Genomic DNA, 23,072 nt, shown 5'->3' with positions numbered 1-23,072 from the left:
AAGGATGTAGCTGGTACCAAAAAAGTACTGGACTAGCCACTATATACTGCTATGGTACAGCTTTTTTGTAAAACAGGTACTTCAAAGGAAAACTCCTGAGTTATGGAAAATCTAACCATTTTTGGTCGGGAGATTATTGATGAAAACGCTATCCGGCAAATCCAGCGATGTATCTCCGAAGAGGACCTGGGGGTACTTACCGCCGACGCTCATTACGGTTACGGGCATCCCATCGGGGGCGCAGTGGCTTATAAGAACAAAATTTCCCTCTCGGGCGTAGGCTTTGATATAGCCTGCGGGAATAAAGCCGTGCGTACCGATATTCTGGCGCGTGAGGTGAATATTGCCAGAATCATGGATGAAATATTCAGCCGTATCTCCTTTGGGGTGGGCAGGTACAACCATGAGCCCGTGGACCACCCGGTACTGGACAAAATTGCAACAGCTGAATTTAAACCACAGCGCAAATTTCTAAATGAACTCGCTAAGCCACAGTTAGGCACCGTGGGCAGCGGCAACCACTTCATTGATCTTTTTGAAGATGCGGAAGGGTACCTCTGGATTGGCGTTCACTTTGGTTCGCGGGGCTTTGGTCACCGAACTACCACCGGTTTTATTGCCCTCTCCCAGGGCCGCGATTTCACGGAAATGGGCCGGGAAGGTTCCATGGATTCCCCTCCCATTCTTTTTGACCTGGATTCCCAACTGGGTCAGGATTATATTGAGGCCATGAATCTGGCCGGGGAGTATGCCTACGCCGGACGCGACACAGTAGTTGAAAAGGTACTTGAGATACTGGACCAGCCCACTGTGACATTCTCAGTACACAACCACCACAACTTTGCCTGGCAGGAAGAACACTTTGGCGAGAACTACTGGGTGGTCCGGAAAGGCTGCACCCCTGCCTTCCCGGGTCAGCTGGGTTTTATTGGTGCCACCATGGCCGATACTTCCGTAATTGTGGAGGGTGTAGACTCCGAGGATTCTAAAAAAGCGCTTTACTCCACTGTGCACGGTGCCGGTAGGGTTCTGTCCCGCACGCAGGCAGCCGGTAAAAAGAAATGGGCGCGGGATAAAAATGGTGTCAAGCGACCGACGGTAATAACCCAGGGACTGGTTGACTTTGGAAATGTAAAGGAGGATATGGCACAGGCCGGCATTGAACTCAGGGGGGCGGGGCCGGATGAGGCTCCCGAATGTTATAAAAAGCTGGAGGAGGTGCTGGCCTATCAGGGAGATACCATACGGGTACTTCATCGCCTAAAGCCCATCGGTGTGGCCATGGCCGGCAACGAAACCTATGATCCTTATAAAGATTAAATTAAAAGAGCGGGCGCCCGAATCACGGGTGTCCGCTCTTTCCTTTTAGTAAAAGATAAAAGCTGGTCTCTTACCGGGTACGGTATAAGGTACCATTCTCAATAGTAAACAGGTAGTTGTTCAGGGCGGCCAGGTGCGTCATGCTGGAGTAAGTACCTTCTTCGCCCACCTGCTCATACTGCCCCTGGGCATTTGATTTATACAAAGTACCATTGCTCTCGAGGCTCCAGATAAAGCCCCGGTCGGTGGTCCAGCCGATGGTACTTTCCCAATCACCGGCTTTACCCAACTGTACCCAACGGAGCGATTTAGGGCTGGTCCGGTACAAAGTACCGCCTTCCACCGTATACAGGTACCCATCCAAAGCGCCCAGCAATTCGGCATTTTTGAAACTACCGGCGGCACCAATCTGCTTCCAGGCTCCCTGCTTATCGGTTTGGTATAGGGTACCATCCGTTTCAATACTGTACAGGTACCCTTCCAGTGCGACCATCGCTACCGTATTCTTCCAGTCTTTCCCCAGCTTTTCCCACCGCAGGGTTTTGGTATTGGTTCGGTACAGGGCACCGTCACCTTCGAGCGTAAACAAGTACCCATCCAGTCCAACCAGCAATCGCACATCATTGAAACTACCCTCACCCGCCAGTTTTTCGTAGTTGCCCTCCTGGTCGGTTTTCCATAAGGTACCATCGGTTTCTATGCTGTACAAAGAGCCATTAACAGCCACCATATCAACGGTGTTTTTCCAGTCACCGGCTTTGCCCAGCTGGGTCCACCGACTGCGCTGCGCATGAGCACTAAATTGAATTAAAAAAAGGGTACACAGAAGTACTGCAACGGGTAAAATTCGATTCATGATTAGGTTGATTAGGAGAGTTAATGCTTAATTTTCGTGCAAGGTAGGCGAAATATTACAGTATTTAATAAGGTCTATAAAAGAGGGAATTGGACACAACCAAATCGGGAAAGCCAGGCTCCCACATTCAGTAGCAAAAGGAGAATCAATGCTTTCATTTCAGAGGGTACCAAAGGCCAGGCTTTGCCCCATTTCAAATTCCCATTTACCTACTATATCTGTTTTTCGCTGATGAAAACCTTCAACTACGCGGTAGCCTATACTTTTTTGGTTGTTTTTCTGTTTATCCTGCCGGTACAGGCCCAGTCTGTAGGGGAGCTAACCGTGCAGGGTACCGAAATTTGGAAGGACGGCAAGCCATTTCCCTTTACAGGTATCAGTTTTTTCAACGCTATTTACAATCCCACTTTTAATAAGGATAGGGTGGAGCGAAAAAAGTGGCTCGAGAAGTTTGACCGTTATGGCCTCAACGTTCTCCGGATTTGGGGACAATGGGATAATAAGCTGGGCTTTGTGGATACCTGTCCCGGCTGTACCCTTTACAACCCGGACGGCAGCCTGCGGCCGGAACACCTGACTACCCTGAAGACAATTATCCGGGAGGCGGCTGAACAGAATATGGTCATAGAACTGGCGCTGTTTGCCCGCGAAAGCTACAATGAGAACATCCGGCTGGGCCAGCCGGAAGCCGACCGCGCCGTAAAAACCTTAACCCAGGAACTACTGCCTTATCGAAATGTGGTTTTTCAGGTGTGGAACGAGAATTCTGTACGGGTAATTGACCACCTGAAAATAATCAAATCCGTTGATCCCAAACGCCTGGTGACCAATTCGCCCGGATACGGAGGTGACCTGGGCGACGATAAACAGAATCAGGCGCTGGATTTCCTGACTCCACACAGTAGTCGGCAGAACGTAGGCCGACACTGGGAAATAGTACCCCTGGAAATTAAGTACCTGCAGCAACGCTTTAAAAAACCCGTAGTCGACGACGAGCCCGCCCGAAACGGTACCGCTGAATTTGGCGGACCGAAAGAAACCCCCTCTCCCTTCGACCAGATCTTACAAATATTCCAGGTGTGGCAGGCGGGTGGGTATATTGTTTACCACCATGACATGTTTCAGAAAGGCTACGGTCATCCCTCGGTACCACCTTCCGGTATCCCCGACCCCGAACACAATCCTTATCATCGTACGGTTCTGGAGTTTATTTCCAAACGGCCCCGGTACCAACATTAACTCCATCGCTACTCAGAGGTACTTACGGCACGCTTTTTATCTTTATTTAGGTCATGAAACTATTTTGATTTAAGGAAGACAAAAAATAAAACTAGAAAAGCACGTAGAATTACTTTTATTTCATGAGCCTGGCACGTATATTTACGTGCTATTAAAAAATAGTACTACACACACTTTATTTACTGGAGATTATGAACAGATTCAATGAGTCCATCTCGCTTGCTGAAGAATTAGTCGATTATTTCTCCGAAAAGGAGCCCTTCACCGTTCAGTACACGCTTTCCAAAAATCACGTTGGTACGCTTGCCATTCAACTTTGTAACGAAGATTATTTCCGTATGGCTCAGCTTTTTGGTTCTCCCTACGTGACCGAAGTACTGCGGTTTTTTGAGCAGGCAGAAGATTATGAACGTTGCGCTACCATTCTTCAACAGTTAAAAAATTACCAGAAAGAGCTGGTTTCCAAACTATTTTAATTGCTATTCCAACTACTATTCCTAATTACCACTTTAATTAAGGGCTTGAAATTTTTTTCAAGCCCAAATTTTTTGCACAAGCTCATAGGACTGCAACCGGGCCTGGTGATCAAAAATGGCGGTAGCCACCATTAGTTCATCCACCTGCGTAGTATCCAGAAACCGCTGCAGGTCTTTTTTTACTGTGGTTGCACTGCCAATAAAGGAGTACTGCAGCATTTGGTGTACCGCATATTCTTCCGCTTCCTCCCAGATCCCATCCATCTGCTCCACGGGCGGTTTGAGTCGCCCGGGCTTTCCCCGGATAACATTCAGAAATGCCTGGTATAAGGAAGTAGCCAGGTAGTTGGCCTCTTCGTCGGTTTCGGCCGCAATGACATTGACACAAGCCATGGCGTAGGGTGTTGCAAGGCTTTCGGATGGCTGGAAGTTTTGCCTATAGGCCGAAAGTGCCGCGTGTAGATTCGTGGGGGCAAAGTGGCTGGCAAAGGCATACGGTACCCCCAGGTGCGCCGCCAGCTGGGCACCGTAAGTACTTGACCCCAGTAGCCAGACCGGTACCTGCAACCCTTCGCCGGGAATAGCCCTTACGCGGGCGGTGGGGTCGGGTGGGCCAAAGTACTGTTGTATCTCCTGTACATGCTGCGGAAACTGCTCCACATTTCCTTTCAGGTCCCGCCGCAGCGCTATGGAGGTAAGCTGGTCGGTGCCGGGAGCCCGACCTATTCCCAAATCAATCCGTCCGGGAAATAAAGATTCCAGCGTACCAAACTGCTCGGCCACTACCAGGGGCGAGTGGTTGGGAAGCATTATTCCTCCGGAGCCTACTCGGATCGTAGAGGTACCTCCGGCAATATGACCTATAAGTACCGCTGTAGCCGAACTGGCAATGCCGGGCATGTTGTGGTGTTCGGCCAGCCAGTACCGCTTATAACCCAGTTGCTCCACATGACGCGCCAGGTCCAGACTATTCCGGAATGAATCAGAAGGGGTTTGACCGGACAGGACGTGGACCAAATCAAGCACTGAAAAGGAGATGTTAGAAAGCTGCTTATTTTTATTAACTAAATCATTCATGGGAAAACAGGAAAGCTATTACAAAAGAACCCCAACCAACCGGCCGGGGTTCTTTCAAAGCATATTTTCTTAATTCTCTTTCTTAACCTAATCCATTCAACTCTTCCAAATCTTCCGGTTCCAGGGATATTGACGCGGCCTGCAAGTTTTCTTCCAGATGTTTGACCCTGGAAGTACCCGGGATAAGCAGGATGCTGGGTGAATGATGCAGGAGCCAGCTCAATGCCAGCTGATGTACAGTCACATCGTACTTCTGCGCTACCTTTTCGAGCTTTTTAATGGCCTGATCATTGCCACCGCCCAACGGGAACCAGGGAATAAAAGCCAGGTCATTCTGCTCACAGTAGTTGAGCTCGTTTTCCCACTTGCGGTTATCAATACTGTACATATTTTGAACCGACACCACCTTTACATACTCTTCGGCTTGCCTGATCTGGTCAACCGTTACTTCCGAAAGACCAATGTGCTTAACCAGTCCCTCTTCCTGTGCCTTTTGCAGAAACCGGAATGTATCTTCAAAAGGTACTTCGGGGTCAATCCGGTGCAGCTGGTAGAGGTCAATGTGGTTGAGCTTCAGACGCTTCAGGCTTCCTTCCAATGCTTCCCTCAGGTGATCCGGGTGGCCGTTGATGGGCCATTGATTGGGTCCGGTTCGCGTCAGGCCTCCTTTGGTAGCGATAACCAAACCTTTGGGGTAAGGGTCCAACGCCTCCGCGATCAGTTCTTCGGAAACGTGAGGGCCGTAGCTATCGGCGGTGTCAATAAAATTAATACCTAATTCAACGGTTCGTTTGAGTACCCGAATGGCCTCTTCTCGATCCTTGGGTGGTCCCCAAACACCTTCTCCCGTAATTCGCATGGCCCCAAATCCCATTCGGTTTACGGTCATCTCTCCCCCAATGGTATAGGTTTCGGCTATGCTGCTAGTGGTTCTTTCTGCCATTTTTTTTCCGTTAAATTTTACAAAAATAGTTCTGTAAAATAAACTGCCCCCGGACCCAAAAGTTATGAAAAGAGAAAAGATGGTGAATAAACCAGCGGAGAAATTACCTGGGCGTGCTTCTGCCCACTACCCATAGTATTACCCCAAGTACTACCAGAGGAAAAAGGGGGTCGAGTAGTGTTCCTCCCGAGCCAACGATTAGGTTCAGAATGGCGACTGCACTGCCCCCGATGCCCCAGGCCACCGTAGTGGTTACGGACCAAACCGTCATCTGCTGACGGACCTCCACGATGCCCATCAGGCGGTTTACCACCCAAAAAAGACTATCGTTAAAATAGCTGAAAAATAAGGAGCCCATGGCTGCCGACTGAGCCGCCAGCAGCATGTTGACGCCCGGCAACTGAGCCAGGATGGGAGCTGAAATAGAAGCGGCGGTAATCATAGCTACCGTACCGGAGCCCTGAATCAGGCGAATCATAGTAGCAACAACAAAGGGAATCATGACCGGAGAAATGGGCAGGCTGGCGATTTGTCCGGCTAGCTGACTACCGGCTCCGCTTTCACGTACCACGGCTCCCAGCGCCCCGCCCGCGCCGGTTACCATCAGGATAATACCCGCCGACTGCAGTCCTTCTTCCAGCCGGGCAATGGCAGCTGGTCGGTCCAATTCGGGAGTAAGGGTATACACCGCCAGCAAGGTACTAATGGAAAGCGCAATGATGGGACTGCCCAGGAAAAGGAGTACCTGTACAACCACGCCGTTGGCCGGTGCCTCCTGACCAGGTAGCTGAGTTAAGGTCGATACAAGAGCCCGGATAAATATAAGGATAATGGGTACCAGTATGGGTAGCAGGGACAACCACAGCCCCGGTAAAGGCTTTTCGGCTTTTTCTTTCAGGTAGTTGTCCCGGGTGGCCTGTAAATCCTGCGCCGGAAGACCAGCCGTGGGAAATTGCGGGTACTTACTATGGAGCCATCGCGCGTATAGGATAACACCAAGCAGGCAGGGCAAAGCCAGCCCCATTCCCAGCAGGAGCATGGCCCCGATATCCACCCCAAACAAACCCGCCACCCCCAGCGGGCCGGGCGTGGGAGGTACCGTAGAATGCGTAATGACCAGTCCGCCCGCCAGTGCTACCCCCAGCGTAATGAGTGACCGCTGGCTCCGGTTAGCTAAGGCTTTGGCCACCGGGTACAGTATAATAAAGGCTGAATCTACAAAAATGGGAATACTCACCAGGTAACCGGTCAGGGCCAGGGCCCACTCCTCCTTCCGCCGGCCCAGCCATTGAATTAAACTATACGCGATTTGCTCTCCCGCTCCCGACACTTCCATAATCCGCCCCATCATCACCCCCAGGCCAATTACAATACCGATGCTGCCCAGGGTAGAACCAAAGCCCTGGGTAATAACCGCGATGGTTTTTTCACCCGACATACCCCCGATAATACCGGCCAAACTGGCCGCAATCAGCATGGCAATGAGGGCGTGTACCCGCGTGTGCAGCACCAGAAAGATAAGCACCAGAACCGCCACCATCAGGCCAATGACGGGAGTTGGAAGCCCACTCATATTGTCTTCTGCCAGTCGTTTTGCATGAATTGGCGGATAAAACCATCAAAGTCACCGTCTACCCGGAAGCCCAGTTGCAGCGCCCGGCTGTTGTCAATCCGGCCCGGCCAGCTGCTGACAATTCGGTTTATATTTTCATCGGGTTCAAACCGGACCCGCGCCAGGGTCGCCGCACCGGCCTGACGCTCCAGGGCTTCCAGCATGTCCTGTACCGTTACGTGAATACCGGGCAGATTTACGGTGCGCCACGCCCCCAGCTCCTGTGCCGGAATGGTAGCCGCATGGAGAATATTTTCAATAACGGTTTCCGGACTCGAAAGCCAGAGGGACAAATCCGTGGAAACCGGACAAATCGCTTCCTCGCCCTGCAGGGGCTCCCGAATAATACTACTCACAAAAGAAGAGGCGGCTTTGTTGGGTTTGCCGGGACGTACACAGATGGTAGGTAGCCTAAGTACCCGCCCGTCTACAAAACCTTTCCGGCTGTAGTCATTCACGAGCAGTTCCCCAATGGCTTTTTGAATACCATAAGACGATTGGGGGGTAACGGCGGTAGTATCCTTGACAACTTCGGGTAATGGTCCACCGAAGACAGCCAGCGAACTGGAAAAAATAAACCTGATTCCTTCTTTCGTTTGCCGGCACGCTTCCAGAAGCCTACGGGTGACGTCCAGGTTTATCTGGTACCCCAGGTCAAAGCTGCTTTCGGCGTGACTGCTTACTATGGCCGCCAGGTGAAAGACAATCTCCGTCCGGGGCGTAAGCAACGATTCGGCCACGCCCGCTTCGGCCAAATCTGCCTGTTGACACCGTACCCGCGCATCCCCTACCGGATTGGCGGGTTTATTGACATCTACCAATACTAGTTCATCAAAGGGCAGAGTAGTCTTGAGAAGTGCTTTGGCTAACCGCTGTCCCAGAAATCCACCGCCACCGGTAATAATAATCTGCATAATTTTATCAGGCCTTTCAGATTTAAAATTTATTTTCCTTCAAAGGGTAAAGGGCCCGGGCCTATTTTCTACTCCACTTTTCCGATGAGAGGAAGCAGGTACTTTGCTGCCTATGATTTTCCTAAAAAAGCGAGACAGGTTGCGGTGAAAGGTAACTAAGTTGAGAATAGATTGGATAAAATAAATTTACCTAAAAAATACCTTTACCTAAGTGCGACATATTGCTCGTAAACTTGTTAGTTAGGAAAATTTGGATTTGAGTTGAATGGTCATGGATTTAAAAAATAAGCAGCGAATATTCCTTAGTATATTCTTTTTTCTTTCAGGATTTAGTTTCTCCACCTGGGCTTCCCGGATACCTACCCTCAAGACCTTCTTTGGGTACAATGAAGCCGAGATGGGTTCGGTGCTGCTGGCTATGCCGGTAAGCTCCCTCATCGGGTTGCCCATATCGGGCTGGCTCATTGCGCGTTACGACAGCCGGATTCCGCTGTCCATCGCCTTTGGCCTCAATGCGATTGCGCTGGCCTTTATCGGACTGGCCCAAAGTACCCTCAGCCTCATTGCCGCGGTCTGCGTCTTTTCTTTTACCATGCGCATTTTCAGCATTGCCGTCAATACCCAGGCTATTGCCCTGCAAAAGCAGTTTGATAAAAAGATCCTGGGTTCCTTTCACGGTCTCTGGAGTACCGGTGGTATAGCGGGCGTGGGATTTTGTACCCTCATGATAGCTACCAATGTACCCATTGAGCAGCACCTTGCTATTGTTTCCCTAATTTGCTTTACCATTACCATCTTTTCTTTTCCGTATCTCTTAAAAAATGACCGCACTAAGGAAGGTAATAAATTGATTCTTGGTAAACCTGATCCCTACATCCTTTACCTCGGGCTACTAATATTTTTCGCGGCCGTTTGTGAAGGCGGCATGTTTGACTGGAGCGGTATTTATTTCCGGGAGGTACTTCATGTCCGGATATTTACCTACGGCTACCTCATCTTTATGATTTGTATGGCTATTTCCCGGTTTCTCTCCGACCAGGTCATTGAGAAAATCGGCATGCCGACCACCTTCCTCCTGAGCTCCCTGCTGATTGTAGCCGGCATAGGGCTGGCGGTTTCCATTCCTACGTTCTGGACCGCCATGGCTGGTTTTTCGCTGGCGGGCCTGGGCACAGCCTCGGTGGTACCTATGACCTACGCGCTGGCCGGTACTTCCAAGAAATATTCGCCGGGACTGGCCATATCCATTATAGCTACCTACGCTACGGTCGGTATGCTGGTTGGTCCACCGCTTATCGGGTACCTGGCCCATGCCTTTGGTCTGCGGACTTCTTTTGTGGCTTTTGCCATAGCCGGCTTTGTATTTATACCTATTTCGCAGCTTTTTTTCAGACAGCAGAGCCGGGAAAGTCAGCAGGAATTAACTACCTAAAATTCTAAAAAGGAGTCTACACCTAAACTCGGATATACATTTTCCTTTTGTCCATCCAGTAACCAATCCCCCAAAGGAGAAGCAGGAAGGAGAATCCAAAAAAGAAGGAGCCGAATTCGGGCGGTCCGGGTACCTGGGCTGCTACGTACTTATAGTACCAGCTCCAGGGAGTTATATGAGTAGGTTCTCCGGTTTCGTTCAGTCCATCGGACAGCCGGATAATGGAGAGCAGCCGCGGAATAAGTCCACTGAGTGCGTAAATAAACAGGGGATTTTTTCCGAATACATCAAAAAACCGGGTCCACGCTCCCCGAACGTTATGGATTTCGATGAGGTAAATCAATACCGAAAGCAGAGCGATGGCTAAGCCCAGCGTGACGGCCACGTACGAACTCGTCCAGATTTTCTTATTGATGGGAAATACCAGACCCCAGGCATACCCGAGAAACAGGAGTACTGCCGAGGCAATGAATAGTACTACAAGGGTTTTGAAAACCGGATGCCCCTCCTGATTTACGGCACCGGCCGGGAGGGCGGTGGTTGCTTTTTCCCGGTTCAGGATGTAGTACCCAACCAGGTACCCGCCTATAACCTGCACTATGGCGGGCAGGGTACTTACGATTCCTTCCGGATCAAAGGCTATTCCTTCGCCCCGGTACATGTGTGCCTCGCCCAGCAGCATCCGGTCAATGGAAGTACCAAACCAGCCTTCCAGGCTGTAGGGATCAATTGGGTTTCCTATGAGGCACAACAACCAGTAAACTAAAAGGAAAGCGGCTCCGGTCCAGAAGGCTCCGCGTGCTTTGCCGTAATAAACTATAATAGAGGCAAAGAAATAGCAAAGTGCAATGCGTTGAAGTACCCCCAGAATACGGACGCCCCGGAGCTCCCCCTCGCTGGTAGTCCAGGTCCAGGTTTTAAGAACCAGCTGATCGTCCTGCCACATCAGAAAGGGAAACCAATTTATGAAAAGTCCAATTAGAAAAATCAGGGTCGCCCGCTTTAATACCTTTTTCCAGAAAGCACCGTCGCCCGCCTCCTGAAAACGGGGCATGACAAATGCCAGAGCGTTACCTACGGCAAACAAAAAGAAAGGAAAAACAAGATCAGTGGGGGTAAGTCCGTGCCATTTGGCGTGAAGGAGAGGGGAAAAGGTCTGGGGCCCGGCGTGGTTATTCACCAGAATCATAAAGGCTACGGTTGCCCCCCTGAACACATCAAGAGAGTAGTAACGCTGTTTCATATAGGGAGGTAAAGATGAGGGTTTAACCGCCTAAATTAATGATTCGGACACAAAATAAATGCTGCTTATGGAAATAATCCCTCTTTTTGGCTCCTACCTCTGCTTTTGCTCCTTTTTATTCCATTTTTATTATGCTAAGAAAAAGTAATGCGCTGAATCCGGATGGCGTTCAGGATGGCCAGAAATGCAACTCCAACGTCCGCGAATACGGCCTCCCAAAGACTAGCGACGCCAAATGCTCCAAAAAGCAGAACCAGGGCTTTCACCCCGAAGGCCAGCGCGATGTTCTGCCACACAATCTGGTTGGTCTTTTTTCCGAGCCGGATGGCGGTCGCAATTCGGGTGGGCTGGTCGGTCTGGATCACTACGTCGGCGGTTTCGATGGCCGCGTCGGAACCCAGGCCACCCATAGCCATTCCTACGTCGGCGAGGGCAATGACCGGGGCATCGTTAATGCCGTCTCCGACAAAAGCTACCGTATTTCCCTGCCTCTGCAACTCCTCCACCCGGGTGACTTTATCCTCGGGCAAGAGCCCTCCGTACGCCTGGTCAAGCCCTAATTCGCCCGCTACTTTCTGCACTATGGAGTCTTTATCACCCGACAGCATCACTAATTGTCGTACTCCCAAGGCACGCAACGCCTGTACCGCCTGCCGTGCGTCCGGCTTTACCTGATCCGCAATGGTTACGTAGCCGGCATAGCTACCGCCTACCGCTACCAGTACTATGGTTTCTACTATTTCATTCAGTGATTGGTCATAAACAATGCCGAACTTATCGAGGAGACGGGCATTACCAGCCAGTACTTCGTGGCCTTTGACCCTACCCCGCAACCCATAACCCGGGATTTCTTCTACGGATTCTATGTCAATTCCGACGGAGCCAGCACCGGCATAAGCCACTATTGCCTGCGCAATGGGATGTGTAGATTTACTTTCCAGCGTTGCCAGCAGGGTTAGCATCAACTCGCGGTCAAAGGTTTCGGCCTTTACTTCCTGGACCTTAAATACCCCTTCGGTAAGGGTACCGGTTTTGTCCATCACGACGGTATCGACCTTCCGCATCTGGTCAAGGTAGTTGGAACCTTTAAAAAGGATACCATTGCGCGAGGCCGCACCGATTCCGCCAAAGTACCCCAGGGGAATAGAAATGACCAGGGCGCAGGGGCAGGAAATAACCAGGAACACCAGCGCCCGGTACAACCATTCCTCAAATTGGTAATCGGCGGTAAAAAAGTAAGGCAGGAAGGTCAGTCCCAGCGCCATGAATACGACGATGGGGGTATATACTTTGGCAAATTTGGTAATGAACTTTTGAGTAGGAGCTTTGCGCCCACTGGCTTGTTCAATTAGTTTTAAAATTTTGGAAAGGGCACTGTCTTCGAAAGCCGACGTAACTTCAATATCGGCCACCTGGTCCAGGTTAATCATACCTGCCAGTACTTTTTCGCCCGTAGTTTTGGTGTCGGGGCGGGATTCACCGGTCAGGGCGGCGGTGTTAAAGCTGGACCGGTCGGTCAGCAAATGGCCGTCCAGCGCTACCCGTTCTCCGGCCTTTACCTGAATTACGTCCCCAATCCGGACTCGCCGGGGATCGGTTTCGACGGCACGTCCATTTTGTAACACATTGACCAGCTGCGGCCGGTTGTCTATCAGGTTCCGGATTGATCTGCGGGAACGGGCCACGGCCGCTTCCTGAAAATGCTCCCCTACTACGTAAAACAGCATGACAGCTACCCCTTCGGCGTATTCACCAATCCAGAATGCGCCAATGGTAGCCAGCGACATCAGAAAAAATTCATTGAACACCTCTCCCCGCGCAATGTTGGTAGCGGCGTGTTTTACTACCTTCCAGCCTACCAGTACATAAGCCAGCCCGAACCAGGCCAGCCTCAGGTACCCGGCAAACCAGTCGCTTTCCAGGTAGTCAAGTACTATGCCCGAAACCAGCAGGAAAAGACTAATACCGGTAGGTAGGTAGGAATTTCCCCCTTCCTCGTGGTCGTGGTCGTGCCCATGATCGTGGGAGTGGGTGGGGCTGCAGCAGGCGTCTCCGGTCACCTCCGGAGTGGGACCGGGCTTTTCGGCCGTGCGGGGCGATGTTATTTCCATCGGCTGCAATCCGGTTTCTTCTTTATCTTTTTCCTGATTCGACATAGGTGAAGCTGGTTAAGTACCTAATGAAAAAAGTAGGTAAATATTCCCAAAAGTATTAAGGTAATGCCGGTGATTTTTTTCTCGTGATTTTCCAGAAACTGAAAATTTACTTTTTCCAGACTTCTCCCTCCCACAGCCACCAGGGCCATAATGCCCGAGACGGTCACCAGCAGATATACCAGCGAAATGGTAAGTATACCTTCCCAACCGTAGTGGCCGGCGCTGAAATAAAACGTTTCGATTTCCAGGCAGGGTGAAAAAAACATGGCCACACACACGCTGATTACAATACTTCGCTTGGATTTCTTGGCGACTTCTTTTTCCGAAATAGGGGCATGGTGCGAATGGCCCATGTCCATACCAAAGTAAATGAGTCCCATAAAGATTAACACCAGGGGAGCAACGATAGTTGGGAAAAGGTGCAATTGATCCGAAATTTCTACGCCAATCAGCCCAATAATGATTCCCAGACCGATGGTACTTGCGGTATGGGCCAGAGCCGCCACGCCTGCCACCAGCATCGTTTCGGATTTTTCCCACCCTTCCGACTTCCCAATCAGCACGAGCGGCAGCCAGTGATTAGGAATGGCCGCGTGCAGCAGGCTCAGGAGCAGACTTCCTAAAACAAGGTGAGTCACAATAGATTTTTTGAAACCAATCTATAATTTGTTTAATAATACAAGTTACACCAGCTTTTTACTTGTTACCTCTTCCACCGGTTTATGCTCTTTGATGTCGCCCATGATCAGGCGAATGCCCTGGTTAAAATTGAGGTAGCTCCACAGCCAGCTCATAAAAACGGTTAGCTGGTTTTTAAATCCAATAATGGAAATCAGGTGAATGAACATCCAGATTAGCCAGGCAAAAAAGCCCTGGGTGCGGTACTCCCTGGAAAACAGTTTCAAATCTGCCACCGCATGATTTCGACCAATGGTAGCCATAGCGCCCTGGTCGTGGTACCTGAATGCCTCCACCGGCTCATTGTTGAGCAACCTTTTCAGGTTTTTTCCCAGCAATTTTCCCTGCTGAATGGCCGGTTGGGCCATCATCGGGTGCCCGTAGGGGTACTGCTCGGTAATCATGGCGGCAATGTCTCCAATTCCAAATATATTGAAATACCCCTCAACCTGGTTATTTTCGTTGACCTTCAGGCGGCCTCCCAGCCAGCTTTCCTCCCGAATTCCTTCAATAGTGGCCCCGGTTACCCCCGCCGCCCAAATCATGGTCCGGGAAATAATCTGTTCGCCCGTATCCAGCATGACCGTATAGCCGTCGTACGACTTCACCCGTCGGTTCAGCCATACTTTTACCCCAAAGTTTTCGAGGTATTGTAAGGCCTTAACGGATGCCTTCTCCGACATTCCCTTCAGCAATTGCGGGCCACTCTGAATCAGGTGAATATCCATGTACTTAAAATTCAGTTCCGGGTAGTCTTTGGGGAAAACGTGCTTCCGCAATTCACTCAGGGCCCCGGCCAATTCAACCCCGGTAGCTCCGCCTCCCACTATAACGTAGTCCATCAGGCTGTTTAGTTGCTCTTCTTCCCCAATCTGAAGGGCTTTTTCAAAATTACTAAGTACCGTGTTCCGGAGGGTAATCGCGTCCTGTATGTCCTTCATCGGAATGGCCTTCTGCTCAATCTCCCGGTTGTTGTAAAAATTGGTCGTGGCACCGGTCGCTATGACCAGGTAGTCATAATGCACCAGCCCGATGGAGGTTTCCACTACTTGTTTTTCTGTATCGACCGAAAGCGCCTCGGCCATGCGGTAGTAAAGATTCTTCTGCAACTCAAAAAGCTCACGAAAAGGTTGAGCGATGGAAGATGGCTCAATGCCGGAAGTAGCCACCTGGTACAGCAGGGGCTGAAAAGTATGAAAATTATGCTTGTCTATCAGGATTACCTGTACATCAACCTCGTTTAAGGTTTTAGCTAATTCCAACCCGCCAAATCCTCCCCCGATAATTACCACTCGTCGCTTGCCGGTTTCGGCGATTCGGGCATTGTGAAGCATAGTTTTTTCCTGTCAGTTAGTACCAAAATTCTATCTCCAAAAGCAGTTTTGGCCTCCAAATGTTTTTTACCAGCAAAACACTGACCGGTGAAGGAGACAATGCCGGAGAAAAGACCTGAATAGTTCTGGGTCTCTCCTTTTCGCCCTTTTCGGACAGGAGGTAAAATCCCCAAAATGAAAATACTCTGCCGACAAGGTCAGCAGAGTATATATCCACAACACTAAGATTAGCTAGAAAATCTTAGTGTTTAAACTTACTAATTTTTTTAAATAAAAGGAGCTCTTTACGTAATTTTTTAATGGAATGGCGCTTACAAAAACACTGTCCTACTAGCGGTTAAAAGTTAACTCTTATTGCCCTAAACGAAAAAAACACCATCCCAGGAAGCCCCGGTAGGTGTTTAAATACACACACTAATTGGGTAAATATAGGCCGGGCAAAAATGAAAATCATTACCGTTTACGTAACCGCTTTAAAATTTTTTCAATCTTTTGGCAGTTAAACAAAATTTTTGGAGGCCGAAGAGCGAAAAGGTCATGGTTTTACTTTTGACGGCCCGACTTTGCTCATATCTATGGCTCTAAACCCAAGTCCAAAGGCGGGCGAATTGGCCTGGAGTCGAAAATCGAATTGCGCGGCATCAATAAAAAGCGGGTCAGCATACAGCGAGTGCTGGTCCTTTCCGAGGGCACGCCAGTCTTGCCAGTTTTTACCGTTGAAGGTAATCTGGTCCAGCGGTTGGGTAGGATTGTAATAAAGATTCCAATCCATGTCGAAAGTACTTGTTACCTCCTGGGTACCCTTGTCGCCAATGGGCCGGAGGTAAAACTGGTAAGGCTTGTCCGTCCAGTTTTTGCTGAGCAATTCGCCTTCTTTCCAGTAAATGATGTTGTTTTCAAAAAACACACTTTTGTGGGGTTCTAAGCGGGTTCGGCTCAACTGCTCCAGCCGCCCCAGCGCGAAAATGTTATTCCGAACCGTAATCTCCTTGGCGAAATGGATGTTGTAACCCGCAAATTTGGTATTATATACAATATTGTTCTCCACCAGGATATGGGTGGAGCCTTCGTCATTGTAGATACCCCACCCCCCATAATGGTTGGCCTCCACATCGTGAATCAGGTTGTTCCGAATAACCGTCCCGGGCGATACCCCCAGGGTATAAATGGCCCCCATGTCGGAGAGCAGCCCCTGCCCAATGGTATGAATATGATTGTACTCGATGCGGTTATCCCGGCTGATGCTGCGCTGGTACCCCCACCGCCACCCAACCGAAATACCCGTATACCAGCCATTGGAAATTTCGTTGTGGAGAATCTGGTTACCGGAGGTGTGCATCAGGAGGATACCTACCGCCGAGGGGTATACTTCACCAAAGTGGTGGATTCTGTTATCACGGATAAGATTATTACCCGTTCGTAACAGGGGTGAGTCCGCTTCGGTACCGCCGTTTATGCGAAAGCCTCCGGCAGCAATGTAGCCCAGTTCGTTGTTGGTAAAGCTGTTGTCTGAACAACCCGTCGATATCTCCACGGCAAAGGTACCCAGGTTCCGGAGGGTACAGTTTGTAAACCCGATGTGGCGCGCCCCCGTCAGGCTGATGGAGGCCGGTACACTGGCTGAGCCCTGGTTGTCATTGGAGTTACCGGGGGGCAGGTCCCAGTTCGTGTACATGAAATCCAGACCATTAAAATTCAGGTACTCTACCAGCTTTCTTTCCTGTGGCAGCCCCTCAAACGCTACCAGTTTTTCGGTAACGGGTGCTACCGCCTCCACCCTGGACATATCTTCCCCCGGAAGCGGAATGTAATAAAGCGTACCGGTAGGACGGTCGAGGTACCATTCGCCGGGCTGGTCCAACCCTTCAAAAACATTTTCTACGACGTATCGCGCGCCCTTGTTCGTAAAATCATCGGTAAATCGTTTCCCCGCCTTATGCTTGAATGTGACAATGTTGGTAGTAGTATCAATGGACTGTATGGGGAGGTGGGAATCCGTCCAGAAGTGGTAAACGATTACTTCCACATCGTCCAGGTTTTTCCAGTTGGCGTTCAGGTCCCCTTTCGCGAACTCGAACCGTTGGCAATCGGTATGGTAGTGTACCTCTTCTCCCCCGTCCGGAAAGCCTTTGACTATTTTAAAACCGGTGTTAGGTATCCGGGCCCGCTGGCGCAGGGTACCATTGATATAAAGCTGCCGGAACTTCCACTTTCCTTCCTTTACCTCAGGCAGCTGAGTACTGTACCAGTTGCCGGTTGACTTTTTCCAACCCCGGATTTTCCGGCCGCCGTGAATAAGTACCCTGCCGTTGTAGGAAGTATAGGTAACCGGACTTACTTCGGTACCTGAGTCTTCATGAGTGAACAGAAGGGGCTTTTCCAGGTAGTACTCCCCGGCCGCTACCGACACTTTCACGGGACCTTTGATTTCCCCTTTCCTTCTCATGTTACGAATCGCCGCATGCGCCCGCGCCAAAGTACCCCACGCCTGGTTTGGGCGCAGGCCGGTTTGGCTGTCTTTTCCGCCGGGGGAAACATACAGGTTGAGGGTATCGGTAGGGGTTGCCCAGGCCTGGGAAATTAACAGAAGGCATGCGAAGCCGCTGATGATTCCCGAAAGTAGCTTTGTTCCCATAACAAGGTAGAACTTACATTGATCCTATCCCTGAAAGGTACTTTGAAGACATTTTTACCGTTTTTTTATGGTTAGATTAATGAAGTGCAAACCACAAACTACCAAAAAACAAACCCCAGGATTCAGACAATACGGAAGGTACATAATAGTAAAAAAGTAGGTACCAGGAGGAATTGTAGGAATTCCTCCTGGTACTCACAAAATAAAAATCCTATTGAGAAAAAGTATTGATCAGTGTTTGCCCATCAGGCTATTTTCCAGGGGCCGGTAATAGCTACGGTCAGACCCGCCCCCTGAATATTTACAAAAAAGGTTTCGCCCGTGGGGGAAAATACGCCTCCGGCAAACTCCGATTTGAAACCGACGTTCTCCGCCAGCCGGTAAAACTCGCCTTTTGGAGTTACACCAACGACAAATGGATGCGGATGGTCTTCGCAGAGGACGACGTCACCCCAAGGGGCTACCGTCAGGTTGTCGCAGCTCTTTACCAGTTCTTCGTCGTTGGGTTCTATGTATAGTTCCAGTTGTCCGGGCGCGCTCTTTTCCTGCGATTGCCCCTCGTGCTTACTGGGTATGTACCTGTACACCTGCCCCTTGCCGTTTTTCCCGCCGCTGGTACAAGCAAAAAAGATCTCATTGTTGCCAAACCACATACCTTCTCCGCGAGCAAAACGAGCCGCTCCCTTGTCAAACCCCTGGTAGCGCAGGTCATCCTGCGGCGATTCCACATTCTCGATATCGACCCATTCCACCTCCATAAGCTCCCTTACCGGAAAAACCGGAGTAGTAAGCGACGCCCAGTTGCGGGTATCGACACTTTTCTGGCCGCGTATCATCAGCGCCTGTAGTTTTCCTCCTTTCAGGAGTTTACCAGGTACTTGTGGAATGTAGCGGTAAATGAGGCTGTCGCCGGTATCTTCGGTGAGGTACACAATGCTGGTGCGCGGGTCCACGGCAACGGCTTCGTGGTTAAAGCGTCCCATGGCCTTGATGGGAACCGCCGCATGCAACTGCACCTTGTCAGTAGCCGGTACTTCAAACGTATAGCCGTGGTCTTTTTCGCAGGAGTTGTCCGGCCCGGACTTCTTGGTTGTTTCTTCGCAGGTAATCCAGGTGTTCCAGGGGGAAGGTCCACCGGCACAGTTGCGGGTGGTCCCGGCCAAGCTCAGGTACTCTTTTTCTACTTTGCCCGTTGCCGGATTGTAAATTATCGTGGTGGTTCCCCCCAGTTCTGGCATCACGCCTTTCCCGTAGTCGTACAGTTTGTTACGGTCAACTTTGGAAAGCAGCTCATTATTCAGTCCAAATGGTCCTCCCCCGGCCGGATTCGGGTTCATTTCGTGATTACGGATGAGAATGGTTCGCCCTTTGGCCCCTTTAAAAGCAGCCATACCGTCCGGGGCACCCGGTACCAACAAACCGTCGCTCATGGTACTACCCTTACGGGAAATAATTTGATACGAGAATCCTTTGGGTAGATTCAGGACTCCTTTGGGGTCGGGAAGCAGGGGGCCGTAGCCAAATGCTGATTCAGCCGACCGCTCCATAGCCGAAGCCGGATTGGTAACAAATGACATTAATCCGAAAAATCCAAGGGAGGCGCTTCCGGAAAGTTTTAAAAAATCCCGGCGGGTGGTTGGAGATAACTGGGTCATAAAAATTGTATTTTTTAAAATGGAGAAGTGGCAATTAGGAAAAAGAATGTCAACCCGGTAGGTTGGCAAGGTTACCATTTTGTTAAGTAAGCAGCTCAAGTACCCTTTATACTACTTAAAAGTGCCCGAGATTTTCCTGGCAGGTCTAAATGGGATTGTTCAGGTAAATATAAAAACACCCTAAGTACTTAGGGTGTGGGAGGCATGGCTTAACAGTCCGGGATTAATTAACCGACAGGGCTAACTCAAGAAGCTGGCGGTAGTGGGGTGCTCGTTTATGAAAGAAATGTACAACCTGCTGGTCGGAGTACTTGATTATTTTCTGCAGGATTTCTTTTAAATTTGCGTAGGCTCCCGGCTTGACAATATACCCCGCCGAGCCTAATAGCCGGGTCTCGATTACATCCTCCGGATTGGGAGAAGTAGTATAAACAATAACGGGAATGTGGCTCGTGCCTTCCAGTTCCTTTAACATTTTCAAACTCTCTCTTCCGTCCGTACCAACCAGGTGCAAATCCAGGAAAATCAGCTTCGGGAGTAAAGTACCGCTTTGGAGAAGGTAGTCAATGGCATTTTCGACATTAGAAAAACAACGGCAGGCGTAGGAGGAATTAATATCCTGCAGGGCCATTGAAAAAAGCAGGTGTTCTTCTAATTCATCATCAATCAACAAAAAGGTAGAGCGTACTTTCATAGTGGCTTGATTAGTGGGGCAGAAGGGAGACATTTTCTCTTATTTTCCCACACAAATCAAGCCATACTTTTCCTGGTACTTCACCACCCGCCTTTTATTTCAGAAAGTAGTCAACAAGCCACATGACTACGGCCAGGAGCACACAAAACAGGAAACCGTACCCTACTAATTTTGCCCCCTGACTGGTACGTTTAAAATTAATACGCCTCCACCCGGTCTTTGCACTACTCGGCTCATTTATTTTCATTGGGATCTACTTATGGTAGGGTGTATAGTTGGTACTTAAAAAATTGTTTATTACAGATTCGATGCTATAACCTATTTGTACCCTGTAAGTTTTTAAATGGAAGGAATTAGGCCAATTATTGCAAAATAATAAACGGATAGATCAAATTTGGGTGGTGGAATAGTTATTTCATGTTGAAAATTTCACTGGTTTTTCACTTTGACCCAATAAATATAGTAGGGATGTTTTCAACTGCATTTCCTTTTGCTCCAACCGGGAGCTGGTTGTTTGAACCGTCGGCACTACTGGTAGAAGGAGTCGTAGGGACGCTCCTGATGACGTTGTTCATGTATGGTATAGGGTACTTCACCAAAAATAGGCTGAAAGTGGTGAAGATACTCGGCACCATGCTGACCTTCAGTACCACCTCCTCCGGCGGGTTATCTGACCGGCCGTTAGCGATTGGCGTGGGTTGGGTAGCCCATTTATCCGTTGGATTGCTATTTACCTGGTGCTTCCACCTGCTTTGGGAATGGGGGGTAGGTAGCCCGACCCTGTTGCATGGGTTGCTTTTTGGGTTAGCCTTTGGACTTATTGGGATTATGGGATGGTATGCGTTTTTCACTGTTTACCCCCATCCACCGGACATTTCCCTGCCGCCGTACCTGCTCACGCTGCTGGTAGCCCATGTAGTATTTGCCTTTGGCGTAATTTTTACGCATCATTGGGTGCATATAGTGGTTATTCCCGTACCACCGGTTTAGTTTTACAATTTTCTCCGGGTTGAATTTAGGTATCAACCTGCTATTTTTTTGATGGACGCCCGAATTCTTACCCTGATTGGAATATTACTGGCTCTCTTTCTGGGGGCCCTGGACCAAACTATTGTTGCCACGGCACTACCCCGGATTGTACAGGATTTGCAGGGGCTGGAACGTTACGCCTGGGTAGCTACCTCCTACCTGGTTGCCTCCACTGTACTGGTACCTATCTACGGCAAACTCGCCGATATGTACAGCCGAAAAAAAATAGAACTGGTGGCGGTCCTGATTTTTCTCACGGGCTCTTTCCTGTGCGGTCTGTCGGGCGAATTTGGCCCGCTTCCCCTGTTTGGTGACGGCATGAATCAGCTGATAATTTTTAGGGCCATCCAGGGCGTGGGTGGGGCGGGGCTGTTTTCTATGGCCTTTATTATCATCGCTGATTTATTCCCACCGGCTGAACGGGGTAAGTATCAGGGCTACGTAGCTGCGGTTTTTGGGTTATCGAGTGTTATCGGCCCCTGGATTGGTGGCTTGCTGACCGACTTCGGTGGCAACCTGCTGCCCGGCGTAGAAGGCTGGCGGTGGATATTTTATGTCAATATTCCGCTCGGGGCTCTGGCGTTGTGGTTTATTATTACCAAAATGCCTCCCCTGCTGCCAGCGGGGAAAAAACAATCCTTTGACTACTGGTCGGCGGTGTTGCTCATTGTGGGATTGATACCATTTATGATTGGCCTACAGCAGGACAAAAGCCAGTACGGCTGGACTTCCCCACTTACTCTGGGGTTACTGGGAGGGGGTGCCTTCTGCCTGACTCTTTTTTATGTCCGGTCGGTACGAATTGAAAGTCCTATTCTCAACCTGAACTTATTCAGCAACAAGGTTTTCAGTACTTCCAATGCCGCCTCCTTTTTATTGGGAGCCGCCTTTATGGGCATTATCGTGTTCCTGCCCCTTTTTATGGTGAATGTTCTGGGGGTAACGGCTACCCGGGCGGGGGCCAGCATGGTACCCTTGTCCTTAGGATTGGTAGTGGGTTCGGTGGCGGGCGGGCAGGTCGTGTCCAGATTTGGAAACTATAAGTACATTTTGTTGGTGGGTATAGCGGTACTGGTGGTAGGTGTACTGCTCCTCTCCCGCATGACTCCCCAAACTCCGTTCAATTCGGTCCTGATTTACATGGCGCTATGTGGCATTGGCCTGGGCCCTACTTTTCCTCTGTTCCCTTTGGCTATTCAAAACGCCGTGCCCATTCAGAATATGGGGCAGGCTACCAGTGCCAACCAGTTTTTCCGGCAAATAGGAAGTGTAATTGGTACCGCAATAATGGGTGCCCTGCTGGCGGCCTCCCTGGCTGGTACTCCCCTACCCGCCGTAGTACCTACGGGTGAAGGTGTGCCCGAAGCGGTTAGGGCTACCGGTACAGCCCAAACCCAGGAACCAGATGCGGCCTTCGCTCAGGCCATTACCGACAATTATTTTTACCTGCTATTTATAGTACTGCTGGCCTGGGTAGTCACCTGCTTTGTACCGCAACTACCATTGCGAAAAACAAATACACCTCCCGCATTTTCGGAACCTTAAATTAAATTGGAGTATATTGAGGTCTGTTTGGAAGCATTCAGGAAAATTGAAAAGCCACAAACAGAAAGGAGGAAAAGCCTGTTGGACGGTACAAACAAAGTACCTTCAGAATTTATGGTAGCCTAGTCTGCAAAAATTGTTTTGCCTACCTTACAGGTTGAATACAATGAACTTTCATTTTCTCTACTTCCACCGTTATTTCTATTTAACCGTTATTTCTATTTATAAGCTATA

The 23,072-nt window shown here is 49.8% G+C and carries 18 protein-coding genes; 6 read left to right on the top strand and 12 right to left on the bottom strand.

Annotation, left to right across the window (positions count from 1 at the left end; all coding sequences use genetic code 11):
• The first annotated feature begins 102 nt into the window (after positions 1-102).
• Entirely contained in the window at positions 103-1,320 is a 1,218-nt protein-coding gene (locus VGN67_RS21135; RefSeq protein WP_327488904.1) for an RtcB family protein, read from the top strand.
• Between the two features lie 70 nt (positions 1,321-1,390).
• Here VGN67_RS21135 and VGN67_RS21130 read toward each other — a convergent pair whose 3' ends face one another.
• Positions 1,391-2,176 carry a hypothetical protein gene (locus tag VGN67_RS21130; RefSeq protein WP_327488903.1) on the bottom strand — a complete coding sequence of 262 codons (786 nt, stop codon included), beginning with the start codon at positions 2,174-2,176 and terminating at the stop codon, positions 1,391-1,393.
• A 231-nt stretch (positions 2,177-2,407) separates the two neighbouring features.
• Here VGN67_RS21130 and VGN67_RS21125 point away from each other — a divergent pair, with 231 nt between their 5' ends.
• Entirely contained in the window at positions 2,408-3,415 is a 1,008-nt protein-coding gene (locus VGN67_RS21125) for a hypothetical protein (RefSeq protein ID WP_327488902.1), read from the top strand.
• A 191-nt stretch (positions 3,416-3,606) separates the two neighbouring features.
• Positions 3,607-3,891, top strand: coding sequence for a hypothetical protein (locus tag VGN67_RS21120; protein ID WP_327488901.1), 285 nt, complete (start codon positions 3,607-3,609; stop codon positions 3,889-3,891).
• A gap of 57 nt (positions 3,892-3,948) precedes the next feature.
• Here VGN67_RS21120 and VGN67_RS21115 read toward each other — a convergent pair whose 3' ends face one another.
• From VGN67_RS21115 to denD, 4 genes are all read right to left on the bottom strand, one after another.
• On the bottom strand, positions 3,949-4,968 hold the full coding sequence (locus tag VGN67_RS21115) for an LLM class flavin-dependent oxidoreductase (RefSeq protein WP_327488900.1): 1,020 nt from the start codon (positions 4,966-4,968) through the stop codon (positions 3,949-3,951).
• Positions 4,969-5,050: 82 nt separating this feature from the next.
• Entirely contained in the window at positions 5,051-5,911 is an 861-nt protein-coding gene (locus VGN67_RS21110; RefSeq protein ID WP_327488899.1) for an aldo/keto reductase, read from the bottom strand.
• A gap of 103 nt (positions 5,912-6,014) precedes the next feature.
• Positions 6,015-7,484, bottom strand: a complete 1,470-nt coding sequence (locus tag VGN67_RS21105) for a gluconate:H+ symporter (protein WP_327488898.1) — start codon at positions 7,482-7,484, stop codon at positions 6,015-6,017.
• Positions 7,481-8,437: a D-erythronate dehydrogenase gene (gene denD, locus VGN67_RS21100; protein ID WP_327488897.1), complete on the bottom strand. Its 957-nt coding sequence runs from the start codon at positions 8,435-8,437 to the stop codon at positions 7,481-7,483. Before denD ends, VGN67_RS21105 begins: the two co-directional genes overlap by 4 nt.
• A gap of 271 nt (positions 8,438-8,708) precedes the next feature.
• Between denD and VGN67_RS21095 the strand changes: the two genes are divergently transcribed.
• Positions 8,709-9,869, top strand: coding sequence for an MFS transporter (locus VGN67_RS21095; RefSeq protein WP_327488896.1), 1,161 nt, complete (start codon positions 8,709-8,711; stop codon positions 9,867-9,869).
• A 22-nt stretch (positions 9,870-9,891) separates the two neighbouring features.
• Here VGN67_RS21095 and VGN67_RS21090 read toward each other — a convergent pair whose 3' ends face one another.
• The 7 genes from VGN67_RS21090 to VGN67_RS21060 all read right to left on the bottom strand — a co-directional run bounded on the left by VGN67_RS21090 (position 9,892) and on the right by VGN67_RS21060 (position 20,264).
• Positions 9,892-11,112, bottom strand: coding sequence for an acyltransferase family protein (locus VGN67_RS21090; protein ID WP_327488895.1), 1,221 nt, complete (start codon positions 11,110-11,112; stop codon positions 9,892-9,894).
• A gap of 134 nt (positions 11,113-11,246) precedes the next feature.
• Positions 11,247-13,268, bottom strand: a complete 2,022-nt coding sequence (locus tag VGN67_RS21085; protein WP_327488894.1) for a heavy metal translocating P-type ATPase — start codon at positions 13,266-13,268, stop codon at positions 11,247-11,249.
• 20 nt (positions 13,269-13,288) lie between these two features.
• Positions 13,289-13,906: a hypothetical protein gene (locus VGN67_RS21080; protein WP_327488893.1), complete on the bottom strand. Its 618-nt coding sequence runs from the start codon at positions 13,904-13,906 to the stop codon at positions 13,289-13,291.
• 45 nt (positions 13,907-13,951) lie between these two features.
• Entirely contained in the window at positions 13,952-15,280 is a 1,329-nt protein-coding gene (locus VGN67_RS21075; RefSeq protein ID WP_327488892.1) for an NAD(P)/FAD-dependent oxidoreductase, read from the bottom strand.
• A gap of 535 nt (positions 15,281-15,815) precedes the next feature.
• Positions 15,816-17,915: a right-handed parallel beta-helix repeat-containing protein gene (locus VGN67_RS21070; protein ID WP_327488891.1), complete on the bottom strand. Its 2,100-nt coding sequence runs from the start codon at positions 17,913-17,915 to the stop codon at positions 15,816-15,818.
• 245 nt (positions 17,916-18,160) lie between these two features.
• Positions 18,161-19,570: an alkaline phosphatase PhoX gene (locus VGN67_RS21065; protein WP_327488890.1), complete on the bottom strand. Its 1,410-nt coding sequence runs from the start codon at positions 19,568-19,570 to the stop codon at positions 18,161-18,163.
• A gap of 223 nt (positions 19,571-19,793) precedes the next feature.
• Positions 19,794-20,264, bottom strand: a complete 471-nt coding sequence (locus tag VGN67_RS21060) for a response regulator (RefSeq protein ID WP_327488889.1) — start codon at positions 20,262-20,264, stop codon at positions 19,794-19,796.
• A 417-nt stretch (positions 20,265-20,681) separates the two neighbouring features.
• Between VGN67_RS21060 and VGN67_RS21055 the strand changes: the two genes are divergently transcribed.
• Together VGN67_RS21055 and VGN67_RS21050 are read left to right on the top strand one after the other, a co-directional pair.
• Entirely contained in the window at positions 20,682-21,254 is a 573-nt protein-coding gene (locus VGN67_RS21055; protein ID WP_327488888.1) for a hypothetical protein, read from the top strand.
• 51 nt (positions 21,255-21,305) lie between these two features.
• Positions 21,306-22,838, top strand: coding sequence for an MDR family MFS transporter (locus VGN67_RS21050; protein ID WP_327488887.1), 1,533 nt, complete (start codon positions 21,306-21,308; stop codon positions 22,836-22,838).
• The last annotated feature ends 234 nt before the right edge of the window (positions 22,839-23,072 follow it).

Source organism: Telluribacter sp., from assembly GCF_035998675.1.
Classification (GTDB): Bacteria; Bacteroidota; Bacteroidia; order Cytophagales; family Spirosomataceae; genus Telluribacter.
Note: the sequence above shows the minus strand (reverse complement) of the source record. Positions and strands in the feature narration are given on the sequence as shown.